We start from the raw sequence: 15,104 nt of genomic DNA on the forward strand, positions 1-15,104 counted from the left end.
TTATAACTTAGGTGACATAGACAGTAAGCAACTGTTGCATTTAGCGGAAAACGAATACGGCCTGTTAGGTTCTTTAAAATGGATACCCTTTAACCGCACGTTCTAGAACTAAATCAATTTGGCGTTATATGAAGAAGTTTTTGCGCGAGAATAACCTCTCTCTTGTGCTTGTTGTCATCACGTTATTGACGCTGGGAGGTCAGCTGGTTGTAGGCTGGCACAACTTCAATGATGAGCTAACCGATTATGGACGGTCTCCCATTAACTTTTTGTCGTACCTGAGCAGCGGTCACTGTATTGAAGCTGTCTTTGAAAACTGGGAGAGCGAATTTTTGCAGATGGGTCTGTACGTGCTTCTAACAGTTTCACTGCGACAGAAGGGCTCTTCTGAGTCCAAAAGCCTCGATGAGCCGGAAGAAGTGGATCGGGAGCCATCGGCCACGCGTCCGGGCGCACCCTGGCCCGTTCGGCAGGGAGGACTAATCCTGATGCTTTATAAGAACTCGTTGAGTATTGCCTTTCTTTTGTTGTTTGCCCTTTCTTTCTACCTACATGCTATCGGTGGTATGAAAGAATACAACACGGAAAACGCCTTGAAAGGCAAAACGGAAGTGCTTTCATTAGGGCAGTTTCTGGGAACTAGTGAGTTTTGGTTTCAATCCTTGCAGAACTGGCAGAGCGAGTTTCTATCCGTACTCTCCATTGTTGTGCTGTCTATCTTTCTCCGTCAGAAAGGCTCCCCCGAATCCAAACCTGTTGATGCCCCTGACGATGAAACAGGGAAATAAGTAGCTTATTAATTCCATTTTTCCTCAACGTGAAAACAATCTATCTTCTTTTTTGGCTGCTAAGCTGTAGCCTGAGTGCACTGGCTCAGCAAACTATTTTCAGCGTTCCATCGTCCGATATGACGCCTAAACACAAAATATTGGCTCAACAGCAGGTCGACGTAAATGCAGAAGAATTACGCTCATCAACAACGGTGAACTACGGCCTGGGCCGCAATTGGGAAGTCGGTGTGAATCTGTACAACCTGGATTACCTGCCTCAGCAGCATACCTGGCAACGCAACGATACCACGATTGAAATGCCTTATGCGCCGTTGTTACTGCTCAATGCACAAAAAACGTTCGACCTAACCGAAAGTCTGCATATAGGCATTGGTGGACAAACGGGGCTGAACCTGTATCCTACCAAAGACCGAAGTTCCTGGGTGGGGTGGGGGTATGTAAACCTGGGTGGTTCTTTTGCCAATGAACACTACAAAACCGTTGTAGGCGCTTACGCCGGTAATCAGCGCTATCTGGCCGAAGGATCGACGGTAGGTTTTCATGCAGGCTTCGACGCGGGTGTCTGGTTCGAGAAAGTACACATACTCGGCGATTGGGCAACCGGTACACACGAATATGGTCAGCTGGTTCTTGGGGCTGAAGTGTATCTGCAAAAGCATCTCCCATTAGCGGTCGGCTGGCGTCGATCAAACCAGGATGGGCAGCAGGCAGTAGTTGTGCAGTTGACCTATACGCCTAAATAGGTGAAGGGGGCACTACGAGCCCGTAATGCCCCCTTCACGGCACGAACGTTCAGCAATAGGTGTTCGGTACTATTTAACTACGGGAAAAGCGACTACGCGGACTTTTGTGCAGCCGTAGGGTACAAGCGTAATCGTTTCTACGTTGTCATCCAATTTGCCGAGAAAATGACCATTCCGATCGGTTACGGGTTGGGGGGCAACATCGTTAACAATTTTCCACTCCGGAATCTTTTTGGCGGATGCCTTAATTTCCAACGGGGCGTTTTGCAGATTCCAGACAAAGGTGTCTGTAACAGGCTTACCGATTTTTACCTCCAGATTGGCTGCCGGATCTTTCACGATTTTATCCAGCAGTCCATAATTCCAGTCGCTTTTCGGAAAAACGGTAAAGTAGTCGCCTTCCTCCTTCTGGTTTTCTTTTTGCCAGGTTTCTTCAAGTTTCAGAGCATACACCAGTGGGCCTCGTTCCACCGTCCGCGAATTACGGCCCCAGTTTGAGGTGTTAACGGCCATCGGGAGTTGCAGCATGATCTTATCGCCGTTTTTCCAGAGCCGGTTGAGTACAATGATTTTTCCGCCTTCGGATGTTTGAACCGATTTGCCGTTAACCGTTACCATTGCTTTTTGACACCAGGAGGGAATACGCAGGTGCAAAGGAAACTGTACATCCGACGGGGTAGACAAATCAAACCGAATCGTTTCGTCAAATGGGTAAGTCGTACTTTCGCGCAGGGTAACTTCGGTTTGTTTGACGCCTACTTTTGCGGTTACCTCGTTGGGGCTATACGCCAAAGCTGCCAGGCCCTTGTCGGGGGATGCGTACCACAAATGAGTCGCAAATTTTGTCCAACCCTGGTGCATGTTGGCGAGGCAGCACGTGTAACCACTCCGCATACCAAACACATTGTTCATCTCCCGTCCGAAAGGCAAGGAGAAATTGAACACTCCGCGCTTCACGTGAACCTGATTGGCAATCTGAAAATACTGCTTGGCGTTGTAATCGTCGGTGGTTTGCGTTGGTAAGGCGTTGAATGTCATACGCTCCAAAGCGTCCATGTACTGAATATCCCCCGTAATACCAATGATTTTTTCCAGGGAAAACATCGATTCGACGATGGCGCAAAGTTCGACGCCCTGCGTTGGGTCATTGCCATGTAAATCTTCGTCACCGGAGAAAATGCCCATCGGCAAGCCATGTAAGGTCATCAGGTCATTGAAACCCGTTTTCAGAGATCGGAGGTATTTTGCGTCGCCAGTCCGCTGGTAATTGACTGCGGGAGATTTAAGCGCCATTCCCACGTTGACCGCGTGACGACGCATCCAGTGGTCGCCGTTCTGCTGAGCCGCAGCGCCAATCACCCAGTCGCGATTACCCAACCATTCGCTCCATTGAAAGCTCTGGGATTCGATCATTGACGCTAGTTCAAGCAACGATTTGTCGCCGGTGATGCCGTATAACCATTGCGCCATCATGACATTATCCGCCCCGCGCGACGCTGCCCACTCAGTCCATTTACCAACGGGGCAACTTTTCAGCGCCTGCAATTGATAGTGAAAATACTTCGTCATGAACGGAACCACCCGCTTGTCATTCGTAGCGGAATAGTACTGCTGAATTACTTTCAGCATCACCATCTTGGGCCACCAATCGTCGCCGGAAGCGCAGTTGGCGACGTCTATCTTAACGTTTTTCTCTCGCTCATCCTTGGTGGTGGCCCCAAAGTAACCCGATGGACGCTGGTTCTCGATAACCCAGTTAACGTATTTTGCTACTTTTTGCTGTAAAGCTTTGTCATCCAGGAGATAAGCCAACGGTACCGCGCCATCGAGCCAGTAAGGGGTTTCTTCCCAGGCATCGCCCTTGCCGCCCAGCCAGCCGTTGTCATTGCTTACTTTGCTGTAAATTTCGTCGAGGTGACCGGTTGTACCGTCGCGCATAATTTGCAGCTGATGGCGTAACCAGCCGGTGGGTTTGATGGCCGACAGTGGTAACTCCCGGTACTTTTCGGGAACAGGCTTGGGCGACTGAGCGCTAACCGTAAGCGATAGTAAAGCGCTAAGAAAGCCCAACGAGAAAACGTTTTTCATGAATTGCGTAGCCAAGATGCGTTAAGGGTGAGGAAACAAACATAATTTATGCACAGCGTTGGGCTCATAATCGATGTTACTTTCGAACGACCGGAAACTGGGAAATGCGCAGGTTGGTGCAGCCGTACGGGATAAGCGTAATTTCTTCTTCGGCACCGGTTTCCAGATTATAAATGCTACTGTATGGAAGCTGCCCAGCCGATTCATTGTACAAACCCCAGGACGGAATTCGCCGGGCTCGTGTTTTAATCTGGATCGGTACGCTCTCCAGGTTCCAGGGAAAAGGCGAAACAGGTCCTCTCTTTTCTACTTTATAAGCTTCCGCAAGCTTGTTATCCGGTACCGGAATCAAGCCGTAATTCCAGGGCGTCGTCGGGCGAACTTCTACGTAAGAAGACCCGTAATCAATCGGATCTTTGTCGTTTTTAACCAGCTTGCTTTCCTCACCGATCTTCAGACCGTAGACAATTGGTCCGCGCTCGACCGACATGGAATTTTCGAACCACACATTCTTACTAACATGCATGGGTAATTCCAGTTCCACCAGATCGCCCGATTGCCAAGTCCGATTGATCGTAACGATCTGGTTGCCGTTTGCTTCCTGCCATGTGTTTCCGTTGATTTTAATCGACGCTTTCGTACACCATTCCGGTATGCGAAGATGAAACGGAAAGGAAACCGATTTCACCGTTTTATCGGTAGTAAGCGTAAATTTGATCGTCTCTTCGAACGGGTAATTCGTTTCTTCGTTAATTGTCACGTTTATTCCATTCGCAACGGTGGTTTTAGCTTCACTGGGCGCATATACCAAGGCGGCAATTCCCTTATCAGCCGTCGTGTACCACAAGTTTTGCGTGAATTTAGGCCATCCCTGGTGCATGTTTGAGGTACAGCACGGATAGCCGGAAAGCAAGCCAAAGCATACATCAGTACCGCCGTGGTTATCGCCAAAATTGCGGACTTGCCGCGTTGCCATCACCTGATTGGCCTGCTGAAAATACTGGCGGGTCATGAAATCGTCCGAAATCTGGGCGGGCAGGGCGTTAAAGGCGATTTTCTCAAGATGATCGGCAAAACCAATGTCGCCGGTTATGGCCAGCATACTTTCCAGCGAGAACATCATTTCTACCGCCGAGCACAATTCCGAGCCTTGCGTCGGATTGTTGCCGTGCAGCGCTTCGTCTCCCCCGTAGAGGCCGTGTGCCATCCCGTTGTACTTGCGCAGGTCAGCGAAGCCTTTTTTAGTAGCATCCAGGTATTTTTTTTCCGGGTGATGCTGGTAATAAATCAGCGGTGCTTTGATGCCCTGCGCCAGATTTACGCAATGAATGCTACCCGGCTTACTCAGCATGTCGGTATGCAGAAAAGCGTTGGTGTAATCAAACGTTTGTTTATGAATCAGATCGCCCAGGTCCAACAGGAATTTGTCGCCCGTAATGGAGTACAGCCAGTAAACAACCATCAGGTTGTCGCCACCCCGATACCGCGCCCAGTAGGTCCAGTGATCGAGCGGTTTTTTGGGCAACTCCTTTAGTTGATACTTAAAATAATTCGTCATCAGGTTGATGACTCGTTTGTCGTTGGTAGCGGAGTAATACTGTTTCAAGATTTTCAGCATCACCATCTTGGGCCACCAGTCGCGGCTGTTGTCGCGCTGGAGTCCCGGTTCAGAACTGTAATCTTTGGAGGGACCAAAGTACCCGTTTGGCTGCTGGCTGTTGATGGCCCATTCTACCCAGGGTTTCGTTTTGTTGATCAGCTCCTGATCGTCCAGCATGTAAGCAAGGGGCAACAGACCGTCAATCCAGTAGGGGCCCCGTTCCCATTGATCGCCGTCTCCGCCTAACCAGCCGTTCCGTTCGTTCATGACCAGCGGATACAGCTTGTCCAGATTACCCGTTGCGCCGTTTTTCTGACGAACCAACATTTCCCGTAACCAGCCCTGCGGTTTAATGGCTCCTAAAGGCAATTCTCCATACGGATTCTTGCGTATTGCTGCGCGACTGGCAGAACGGGTTGTGGATTGAGACGCGTTTAGTTTTCCCTGACCCCATGCAGTCAGGGAAAAACAAAACAAGAAAAATTGAAACGCGAGTGTACGGGTCATGAAGGCTTTTTGGTCTGTATACGTATCGCTTTGCGAATACGCATCTACAGACCAAAAAGCAGCTAAAAAAGCATTATATACTCCTTTGACCGTATCGCACGGGCGTTATCGTCCGCTCTTGACCATCCGAAAAAAGCATGTGTCGCTAACTTTGCCACGCATTCAATAGTCGCCGGATGATAATGATTTCGCCGACGTGATACGCGCTGTGGTCTGCAATGAGCAGGGCTTCCCGTAGTAAGTTTTGTCCCTGTCCATAGGCAAAAGGCTCGTACAAATCTCGTTCCGGGTCATTGAGAAGGTCAATAAACGCGTCCCGATCTTGGCGGATTTGATTCAGCGCTCGCTCCCAGGCTGCTTCGTCCGATGGCTGTAGTTCTTTTGTCCAATAGCCTTCGGGCCAATCGGGCGACTGGTGATTAGGGTCACGGGAAAATTCGAGAATATCCCATTGGGCTATGCGAATATGATCAACCAACTGCCAGATGCTATACGGCAAATTGTCGGGCTTTACACCACGCAAATCCGTCGGTAAATTTTTGATCGCGTCATCGAACGATTGATGAGCTTCGCTTTTTCTGAGTAAGGTAATGAGTTGCTTCCGTAGCGCATCCGTCGCATTGGAGTCAGGTTGAGTAGCTGGGTTCATCGGAGTTGGGTTGTTTTCAGTAACTACCCGCTAGCGCGGTAAGTGTTTAGTTTGGCGTGCTGGAATGGCACACGATCATTCTATGTTCCGGACAATTACGCTCGTTTGCAGTTATTGAGTTATGAAAGCAATCATCATTACTCAACCCGGCGACAGTTCGGTTCTTCAACTTCAGGAACAACCTACGCCCCAACCTCAAGCAGGACAGGTGCTCATCCGCGTACGGGCAGCCGGTGTCAATCGGAGTGACATTCATCAGCGACAGGGCGGTTACGGTGCTAGTCCGGCGGGTCAGATACCCGGTCTGGAAGTAGCAGGAACCGTAGAACAATGCGGGCCGGGAGCTACTCGCTGGCAGGTCGGTCAGGCGGTGTGTGCGCTAATTCGGGACGGTGGCTACGCCGAATACGTGGCCGTCGATGAGCGTCATTGCCTTCCCGTACCGACAAATCTTGATTTTGTTCAGGCCGCTTCCTTACCCGAAACGGTGATGACGGTCTGGTCAACGGTTTTTGGGTGGGGACACTTAAGCGCGGGAGAAATCTTGCTGGTTCACGGTGGTAGTAGTGGCATCGGCATAACTGCGATTCAACTGGCGAAGGCGTTTGGCGCGAAAGTCTATGCTACGGCGGGGAGCGACGAAAAATGCGTTGTTTGTGAGCAACTGGGCGCAGTACGTTGCATCAATTACAAGCGCGAAGATTTTGAAGAGGTGCTCAGCAATATCGGAATTAACGTTATTCTGGATATGGTAGGAGGGAGTTATACGCCCAAAAACCTGCGGCTACTGGCTATGGATGGCCGGCTGATGTTTATTAATTCGATGCAGGGGGCCGACAGCCAGATTCACATTCCTACTCTGATGAAGAAGCGCATTACGATCAGTGGAAGTATGCTAAAACCACGCGATGCCGAATTTAAAGCAGCTCTGACCGCTGCGGTTGAAGAACATGTGTGGCCGTTGGTAGCCAGTGGTCAGTTCAAACCGGTTGTATATCGTACGTTTCCGCTCGCCGAAGCCGCCAACGCGCAAACCCTGCTGGAAAGCAGTGGGCACATTGGCAAAATCATATTAGAAATGCCTGATTAAGACCGTGTAAGTCACGTTGCGAACTGGATGATTATAGTTTATCGTAAAATTTTTCAATAAAGATGTTGCATTTTCCGAAGTTAACGCATCTTTGCGTACTTTTAACGCAAAGGAAATCAGTGTTTGTCTCCGCTGATTATTCCATGCCCGTACGATTCAATCAGAACCATGCGCTTAACCTCCTTATTTGTTTATAGTCTTCTACAAGTTGTTCCTTTTCTGGCTTTTAGCGCCAAAGTCGATACGCTGGACATACCAAGTGCGGCCATGAAACGAACGATGCGCGCGGCCGTGGTACTCCCCGAAGCGTATCGCTCCGCTGACGCCACCAAGAACAAAATGGCTTACCCTGTGCTGTATCTGTTGCATGGTGGTGGCGGACAATTCAGCGACTGGCTTAAACAAACGCCCGATAAGTTGCTCGTTCAAAAACTAGCCGATCAGTATAATCTCATTGTTGTGATGCCCGAAGGCGAACGGCTCGGCGGGTATCTGGACAGTCCGGTTCAAAAAGACAATCTGTTCGAAACGTATATCGCCAAAGAAGTTGTCGATAAAATTGACAACACGTACCGCACGGTCCGTGACCGCAAAGGACGGGTTATTACGGGTTTGTCGATGGGTGGGCACGGGGCTTTGTATCTGGCGACTCGTCATCCGGAACTGTATTGCGCGGCTGGTAGCATGAGCGGAGCGTTGGATTTGAATTATAAGACCTGGCGCATCAATCCTGATTTCGAAAAAGCCATCGAACCGGGATTCGCCCGGATTTTGGGACCATTGGGTTCGACACCCGATAATTATGCGGCAAACTCGGTGGTTAATCTGGTAGACAAAATCAAAGCCAACGGCCAGAAACTGGTTATCGACTGTGGCGTAGACGATTTTTTGATCGAACCGAATCGGGAGCTGCATCGCCGGTTAGTCTACAGCAAAGTTGACCATGACTACACCGAGCGGCCCGGCGCTCATACCTGGGCGTACTGGCAAAACTCACTGCCGTATCACGTTCTGTTTTTTCAGAAGGTTTTAAGAGAAAACGGGACTGTAGCTCAGTAAATACCCGGATAAGATTGATGCGCAATGCTGTCTTTTGTTCTTAGCTTTTTCCTGATACTACCCTTATTTGTCCGTAAAGTAGACACCGTGGACATACCTAGTGCGGTTATGAAAAAAGAGTTTCGAGCCGCCATTGTTTTGCCGGAATCCTACTCGTCGGCGGATGCGATCAAGAACAAAACCAGGTTCCCGGTCCTGTATTTACTGCACGGTGGTTTCGGGCACTTTACGGATTGGCCTACAAAAACGTCCGACAAAACCTTGTTGCACCGGTTGGCGGATGAGCACAACATCATCATTGTGATGCCCGAAGGCGAAACATTTAGCTATTATCTGGATAGTCCAGTCAATAAAAAAAGCCAGTTCGAAACCTACATCACCAAAGAAGTCATCGACAAAATCGACAACACCTACCGCACCATCCGCGACCGTAGAGGCCGGGTCATTGCGGGTTTGTCGATGGGCGGTTACGGCGCGTTACACCTGTCGGCACTTCATCCAGAGCTTTACTGCGCGGCAGGCGGCATGAGTGCGGCTTTGAATCCTGATATGCATGGCTGGATACTTACGCCCGGTATTGCCAAAGACATCAAAGCACAGTTTGAAACGATTTTAGGCCCCTTCGATCAGTCTCCAGATGGGTGGGCTTCTTATTCGGTAATTAACATGGCCGACCGGATGAAAACGAATGGACTAAAGTTGATTTTCGATTGTGGCACGGACGATTTTCTGATCGAAGCAAACCGGGAGCTACACCGTCGATTGACGCTCAACCAGACGCCCCATCAGTACGCCGAACGACCCGGTGGCCACACCTGGGACTACTGGCAAGCTTCGCTCCCCAACCACGTCTTGTTTTTTAGTAACGTCTTAAAAGAAAACGGAACCGCTGTTCAATAAAATCATGCCGAAAACCTGTACCCGAACACTGCAATTTCTATTCCTTTGTCTAATGACACTGCCCACATGGGCCGCCAGAGTTGACACGCTGGAGGTGCCCAGTGCGAGCATGAACCGAACACTGCGGGCGGCTGTCGTACTGCCAGAAGCGTACCGAAAAGCGAAAAAGCAACCCTTCCCCGTTTTGTATTTACTCCATGGCGGTACCGGCAGTTTCCGTGACTGGCTGACGAAAGTGCCCGACAAGACCTTACTGCATCGGCTGGCCGACCAGTATAACCTGATCATTGTCACGCCCGATGGCGATCCGACCAGCTACTACTATGATAGTCCACTGGTCAAAAACAGTCAGTTCGAGACGTTTATTTCCAAAGAACTGTTGTCTAAAATTGACGAAACCTACCGTACCGTTCGGGACAAGAAAGGACGCATCATCGCTGGTTTGTCGATGGGCGGTCATGGGGCGATGTTTATTGCAAGCCGTCATCCTGATCTGTACGCGGCTGCGGGGAGTATGAGCGGGGTTATGAACATCAACACCGCGACCTGGAAAGTACCGGCTGACTTTGCCAAGTCTCGCTCCGAAAACTTCGTCAAGCTGCTCGGTCCACCAAAAGAAGGCGACGCGCCTTATCCGGGTTATACCATGGTGACGCTCGCCAGTCAGCTCAAAGCGAACAACCTGCCATTGATTTTCGATATCGGCGTCGATGATTTTCTGATTGAGGGTAATCGCGATCTGCACCGGCAGCTGGTCGAAAACAAAACTCCGCACGACTATACTGAACGGCCCGGTGCGCATACCTGGGAATACTGGGAAAACGCGTTGCCGTATCAGGTGCTGTTTTTTAGCAAGATTTTGAAAGCAAACGGGGTCACGGTTCTTTAATGGTTAGCATGAAAATATCGCTGTCAGGATGGTGCATTGTGCTTTTGCTCGTCTCTGCTTTGGTACCTCCGGGGGATAAGCCCACTAAGGCAATGCCGACGGAGCGAAAAATCAGACTGTTGGTACTGACCGATATTGAAGCGGACCCCGACGATTCACAATCACTGATTCGTTTTTTGACGTACGCCAATCAGTGGGACATCGAGGGGTTAGTCGCAACCACGTCGATTCACCAGAAAACGCGGGTCGCTCCCGAAACCATTCATCAGTTGGTGAACACCTACGAGAAAGTCCAGCCTAACCTGTTGAAACACGAACCGGGCTATCCCACAGCGGCAACTTTACGAACCAAAATCAAAAAAGGGCTTCCTGTTTATGGCATGGCGGGCGTTGGTGAGGGGCACGACTCCGAAGGTTCCGAATGGATTATTTCGCTGTTGGAAAAACCAGATCAGCGGCCTTTATGGGTATCGGTCTGGGGTGGACCCAATACATTGGCTCAGGCGCTCTGGAAAATCAGAAAAACCAGATCGGCGCAGCAAGCGCAGCAGCTTTACCGCAAACTTCGGGTGTATACCATTTCGGATCAGGACGACTCCGGCCCCTGGATTCGCAAAACCTTTCCCGACGTTTTTTTTATTTGTAGCCCCGGCTATTCGTACGGTCAGGCAACCTGGCGAGGTATCAACATGGAAACTTCCGGAGCCAACAACGATGTGATCAGCGACAGTTGGCTGGCGGAGCATATTCAGCAGGGGCACGGGCCACTGGGCGCGGCTTACCCGGATGTAGCGTATGGAATGGAAGGCGATTCCCCCGCCTTTATGGGCTTGATTCCAAACGGACTGAACGAACCTGAAAAGCCGGATTATGGCGGGTGGGGCGGTCGTTACAAACTATACACCCCTGCTTTTTCGCAAACAACCGATGCGTTCGTCCGTCCGAACTGGCCAAAAGACGAACCCGAAACGCGACCCTTCTGGACAAATGCCGCCGACTCCGTTGTATCAGACCTAGACAAAAAAACCTACCAGAGTAACCAGGCTACGATATGGCGCTGGCGTCAGGAGTTCCAGAACGACTTTGCGGCCCGTATGGACTGGTGTACCAAGCCCTATGCCGCAGCCAATCACCCGCCTGTACCTGCTTTGGCCCACGCCGATCATTTGACAGTCAAATCGGGGCAGGTTTTTCATGTAAACGCTGCGGGCACTACAGACCCCGATGGTGATTCAATGAGTTACCGGTGGTTTTATTACCCCGAAGCCGGAACCTACACCGGCCCGATCAGCTTCCGGCCTTACTCACATAAGCTGTACGATTTGCCCGTAACGGCACCAGCGGTCGATAAACCACAGACGGTGCATTTTATCCTGAAAGTTACCGATAAAGGTGCGCCCGCGCTGACTCGCTACAAACGGGTTATCGTAGACATCATCCCTAACTAAACCTCTTTTTTATGAAACTACCCCTTTGGTACAGGCGACTACCCATCCTTCTGGTTGGCCTCCTCGTCACGGTAGCCGGGGCCATGCCCAGCTTGCCAGAAACCATTTCTATTACGGGCGGCCTTATTTCGGGGACCGTGAATAAAGACGGCGATGTACGAATTTTCAAAGGTATTCCGTTTGCTGCTCCGCCCACCGGCGACTTGCGCTGGAAAGCGCCCCAACCCGTGAAACCGTGGTCGGGTGTTCGTTCGTGCGATGCGTTCGGGGCCAGTCCGATGCAGGGAACGCCCAACCCATTCGGCCCCTGGAGTGCGGAGTACCTTATTCCCAAGGAGCCAATTAGCGAAGACTGCCTGTACCTGAATGTATGGACGAGTGCGAAATCAGCGGATAAAAAAAACACGTCCAACCGGCTTCCCGTACTAGTCTGGATATACGGTGGCGGCTTTAACAGTGGGGGCAGTGGTGTTCCCATTTACGACGGCGAAGCGACGGCCAAAAAAGGCGTCGTTTTTGTCAGCATCAACTATCGGGTAGGACCATTCGGCTTTTACGCTCACCCTGAGTTGACAAAAGAATCAGGCAGGAACGCATCGGGTAATTACGGGCTGATGGATCAAATTGCGGCCCTGCAATGGGTCAAGCAAAACATCGCTCAGTTCGGTGGTGATCCCGATAACGTAACGATTGCCGGACAGTCGGCTGGCTCCATGAGTGTCAACTGTCTGGTGGCTTCTCCGGCAGCCCGAAACTTATTCAAAAAAGCGATTGCCGAAAGCGGTGCTGGGTTTGCCCGCCCGTATCCAAAGCTTCAGCAAGCCGAAGAAACAGGCGTAAAGATGGCGCAATCGTTGGGCGCTTCGTCGCTGGCTGAGTTACGGGCCTTACCCGCCGAAGAAATTCTCAAAAAAGCGCAGGGACGCGGCCCCATTATCGACGGCTACGTTCTCCCTCAGTCGATTGCCGACATTTTTGCGGCTAATAAACAAAACAAGGTAGCCTTGCTGACCGGCTGGAATCAGGACGAAGGAATGGCCTTCGGTCCACCAAAAAAGGCCGACGAGTACCGGAAGCAGATTGAGCAGCAATACGGACCGCAAGCTCAAGAGCTACTCCAATTTTATCCGGGAAATACGGATGCTGAAGCCGCAGCTTCACAGATATACATCTCCAGAGACATGATCTTCGGCGCTCAGAATTACACTTGGGCCAATATCCAGAGTAAGCAGGGCAATCCCGTGTACGTGTACCGCTTTACCCGAAAGCTGCCGGCAACGGGGGAGTATGCGCATTACGGCGCTTTCCATACCGGCGAAGTAGCGTATGCCTACGACAACCTGCGTTTCATTGATCGTCAGCTCCGACCCTTGGAACCGGTAGACCAGAAACTGGCAACGACCATGTCGGCCTACTGGGTAAACTTTATAAAAATGGGAAATCCCAACGGGAAGGGTTTACCGAATTGGCCCGCTTACTCCGTGGATAACAAACGTATTGGCTCGCTTGGCTCTACCGTTACGGCTGAACCGTTGCCGGACGCGGCTTCCCTCGATTTCCTGTACAAACAGATGAGCAAACAATAATATTCCTATATAAAACTCATGAAAAACAAAACTATTTTGATCGGCTTAATGGCATTGTCGCTGCCGCTGATGACCAATGCACAAAGCAGCAAAACCACTTCAGCGCCGATCGTTGCTGGGAAAGGAGTCGCTACCGTTCCTACCGAATCCGGCCAAGTTAAAGGCTATATTCACAACGGTACGTTTACCTTCAAAGGCATTCCGTACGCTAAGGCCGATCGGTTTATGGCCCCTGCTAAACCCGATTCTTGGACGGGCGTGCGCAGTTCGATGACGTATGGACCCGTATGCCCGATGGACCCGACAACGACGGTTTACGACGAAATCGAATTTCCGTTTCACCACGACTGGGGCTACACGAACGAAAACTGCCTGAGCCTGAACGTTTGGTCGCCGGAAGTTAACAGCAGTAAAAAGCGACCGGTCATGGTGTGGTTTCACGGGGGTGGCTTTACGTCGGGTTCTTCGGTTGAACTGCCTTCTTACGACGGTGAAAATCTAGCCAAGAAAGGCGATGTAGTGGTCGTCACCGTAAACCATCGCCTGAACATTCTAGGCTTCCTGGATTTATCGGCTTATGGGGATAAGTATAAAAATTCGGCCAACGCGGGTCTGATGGATTTGGTCGCGTCGCTGCAATGGGTCAAGCAAAACATCGCTCAATTTGGCGGTGATCCCAGCAACGTGACCATCTTTGGTCAGTCGGGTGGGGGCGGCAAAGTAACTAGTTTGATGAATGCGCCCTCCGCAAAGGGCTTGTTCCAGAAAGCCATTGTGCAGAGCGGTAGTTACCTGACCAGTTTCACCGAAAGCGACATCACCAAAAAAGTAAGCGCGGCCCTGCTGGATGAACTCAATCTCAAACCAACTCAGATCGATTCGTTGCAAACGATTTCGTACGAGCGCCTGAACGCAGCTGGTAAAAAAGCCCTACGCAAAGTAGGTGAAACCTTGAAAGGGGAGGGGCGTCCCGCTTTCGGACTTGGTTGGGGGCCCGTTCACGACGGAAACTTTCTGCCTTACCAACCTTCGGATCAGGCGGCTATAGCCCTTTCCAAATCGATTCCACTCCTGGTGGGTAGCACCAAAACCGAATTCGGTCCATTCAACCCGGCTAACCGGGAAACCGATATGACGAAAGCCAAAGCCAGCCTTCAGAAACGGTTCGGCGACAAAACGGAGTCGTACCTGACTGCCGTCAAGAAAGCGTACCCCGAAACGGCAACACCATCGGATTACATGGACATCGACATCAATTTTCGGGCCGGGGCAGTTCGCCAGGCTAGCCAGAAAGCGGTTGCGGGAGCGGCTCCGGTGTACATGTACCTGTTTACCTGGAATTCACCGGTGAACGACGGTATTTACAAATCGATGCACTGCATGGAGCTACCGTTTGTGTTTGACAACATCAGCCGGTGTGAGGAAATGACGGGGGGCGGCAAAGAAGCCCATACGTTAGCCGATAAAATGAGCAAAGCCTGGATTGCCTTCGCCCGTACCGGAAATCCAAACCATAAAGGCTTGCCCAACTGGCCGCAGTTCACAGCCGAAACCGGCGCTACGATGATGTTCGATAACGCTTGCCAGATCAAAAACAACCCGGACAAAGAAGTGCTGGAAATTGCTACGGGTAAATCAATGTAGCGATTGCCGTTATACGAGTTGGTTTTGGCAGTAAATTGACTGCCAAAACCACTTTCTACAATAGATTGCATGCGTTTAACCGGGAAAGATAACGCAATGGCCCGGCAACC

The 15,104-nt window shown here is 50.7% G+C and carries 12 protein-coding genes; 9 read left to right on the forward strand and 3 right to left on the reverse strand.

Annotation, left to right across the window (positions count from 1 at the left end):
• The first annotated feature begins 128 nt into the window (after window positions 1-128).
• Both M0L20_RS24170 and M0L20_RS24175 read left to right on the forward strand, forming a co-directional pair.
• Complete coding sequence (locus M0L20_RS24170) at window positions 129-788, forward strand: DUF6766 family protein (RefSeq protein WP_248479623.1); 660 nt, start codon at window positions 129-131, stop codon at window positions 786-788.
• A 29-nt stretch (window positions 789-817) separates the two neighbouring features.
• Window positions 818-1,534: a hypothetical protein gene (locus M0L20_RS24175; protein ID WP_248479625.1), complete on the forward strand. Its 717-nt coding sequence runs from the start codon at window positions 818-820 to the stop codon at window positions 1,532-1,534.
• A gap of 69 nt (window positions 1,535-1,603) precedes the next feature.
• On the opposite strand, the gene M0L20_RS24180 is transcribed toward M0L20_RS24175, so the two are convergent.
• The 3 genes from M0L20_RS24180 to M0L20_RS24190 form a co-directional block, all read right to left on the reverse strand.
• Window positions 1,604-3,622, reverse strand: a complete 2,019-nt coding sequence (locus M0L20_RS24180; RefSeq protein WP_248479626.1) for a beta-L-arabinofuranosidase domain-containing protein — start codon at window positions 3,620-3,622, stop codon at window positions 1,604-1,606.
• Between the two features lie 76 nt (window positions 3,623-3,698).
• Complete coding sequence (locus tag M0L20_RS24185) at window positions 3,699-5,729, reverse strand: beta-L-arabinofuranosidase domain-containing protein (RefSeq protein ID WP_248479627.1); 2,031 nt, start codon at window positions 5,727-5,729, stop codon at window positions 3,699-3,701.
• A gap of 145 nt (window positions 5,730-5,874) precedes the next feature.
• Window positions 5,875-6,378, reverse strand: coding sequence for a DinB family protein (locus tag M0L20_RS24190; protein ID WP_248479628.1), 504 nt, complete (start codon window positions 6,376-6,378; stop codon window positions 5,875-5,877).
• Between the two features lie 121 nt (window positions 6,379-6,499).
• On the opposite strand from M0L20_RS24190, the gene M0L20_RS24195 reads away from it, so the two are divergent.
• The 7 genes from M0L20_RS24195 to M0L20_RS24225 all read left to right on the forward strand — a co-directional run bounded on the left by M0L20_RS24195 (window position 6,500) and on the right by M0L20_RS24225 (window position 14,994).
• A complete protein-coding gene (locus M0L20_RS24195) occupies window positions 6,500-7,468 on the forward strand; it encodes an NAD(P)H-quinone oxidoreductase (protein ID WP_248479629.1) in 969 nt (322 codons plus the stop codon).
• A gap of 168 nt (window positions 7,469-7,636) precedes the next feature.
• Complete coding sequence (locus M0L20_RS24200; protein ID WP_248479630.1) at window positions 7,637-8,527, forward strand: alpha/beta hydrolase; 891 nt, start codon at window positions 7,637-7,639, stop codon at window positions 8,525-8,527.
• Between the two features lie 24 nt (window positions 8,528-8,551).
• A complete protein-coding gene (locus tag M0L20_RS24205; RefSeq protein ID WP_248479631.1) occupies window positions 8,552-9,427 on the forward strand; it encodes an alpha/beta hydrolase in 876 nt (291 codons plus the stop codon).
• Between the two features lie 52 nt (window positions 9,428-9,479).
• Window positions 9,480-10,316 (forward strand): alpha/beta hydrolase, encoded by an 837-nt coding sequence (locus M0L20_RS24210; RefSeq protein WP_248479633.1) that lies wholly within the window; start codon window positions 9,480-9,482, stop codon window positions 10,314-10,316.
• Between the two features lie 8 nt (window positions 10,317-10,324).
• The gene (locus M0L20_RS24215; RefSeq protein ID WP_248479635.1) at window positions 10,325-11,764 is read left to right on the forward strand and encodes a nucleoside hydrolase-like domain-containing protein; all 1,440 of its coding nucleotides are present in this window, start codon (window positions 10,325-10,327) and stop codon (window positions 11,762-11,764) included.
• A gap of 83 nt (window positions 11,765-11,847) precedes the next feature.
• Window positions 11,848-13,350 carry a carboxylesterase/lipase family protein gene (locus tag M0L20_RS24220; RefSeq protein ID WP_248479679.1) on the forward strand — a complete coding sequence of 501 codons (1,503 nt, stop codon included), beginning with the start codon at window positions 11,848-11,850 and terminating at the stop codon, window positions 13,348-13,350.
• Window positions 13,351-13,368: 18 nt separating this feature from the next.
• A complete protein-coding gene (locus M0L20_RS24225; RefSeq protein ID WP_248479637.1) occupies window positions 13,369-14,994 on the forward strand; it encodes a carboxylesterase/lipase family protein in 1,626 nt (541 codons plus the stop codon).
• Window positions 14,995-15,104 lie beyond the last annotated feature (110 nt).

It is taken from the genome of Spirosoma liriopis (assembly GCF_023196085.1).
Taxonomy (GTDB): Bacteria; Bacteroidota; Bacteroidia; order Cytophagales; family Spirosomataceae; genus Spirosoma; species Spirosoma oryzicola.

What these genes read in the sequence shown, in the direction of transcription:
- M0L20_RS24190 (WP_248479628.1), bottom strand. Translation starts at nt 6,378, where the DNA reads ATGAACCCAGCTACTCAACCTGACTCCAATGCGACGGATGCGCTACGG.
- M0L20_RS24225 (WP_248479637.1), top strand. Translation starts at nt 13,369, where the DNA reads ATGAAAAACAAAACTATTTTGATCGGCTTAATGGCATTGTCGCTGCCG.
- M0L20_RS24185 (WP_248479627.1), bottom strand. Translation starts at nt 5,729, where the DNA reads ATGACCCGTACACTCGCGTTTCAATTTTTCTTGTTTTGTTTTTCCCTG.
- M0L20_RS24205 (WP_248479631.1), top strand. Translation starts at nt 8,552, where the DNA reads ATGCTGTCTTTTGTTCTTAGCTTTTTCCTGATACTACCCTTATTTGTC.
- M0L20_RS24210 (WP_248479633.1), top strand. Translation starts at nt 9,480, where the DNA reads ATGACACTGCCCACATGGGCCGCCAGAGTTGACACGCTGGAGGTGCCC.
- M0L20_RS24215 (WP_248479635.1), top strand. Translation starts at nt 10,325, where the DNA reads ATGAAAATATCGCTGTCAGGATGGTGCATTGTGCTTTTGCTCGTCTCT.
- M0L20_RS24200 (WP_248479630.1), top strand. Translation starts at nt 7,637, where the DNA reads ATGCGCTTAACCTCCTTATTTGTTTATAGTCTTCTACAAGTTGTTCCT.
- M0L20_RS24220 (WP_248479679.1), top strand. Translation starts at nt 11,848, where the DNA reads ATGCCCAGCTTGCCAGAAACCATTTCTATTACGGGCGGCCTTATTTCG.
- M0L20_RS24195 (WP_248479629.1), top strand. Translation starts at nt 6,500, where the DNA reads ATGAAAGCAATCATCATTACTCAACCCGGCGACAGTTCGGTTCTTCAA.
- M0L20_RS24180 (WP_248479626.1), bottom strand. Translation starts at nt 3,622, where the DNA reads ATGAAAAACGTTTTCTCGTTGGGCTTTCTTAGCGCTTTACTATCGCTT.
- M0L20_RS24170 (WP_248479623.1), top strand. Translation starts at nt 129, where the DNA reads ATGAAGAAGTTTTTGCGCGAGAATAACCTCTCTCTTGTGCTTGTTGTC.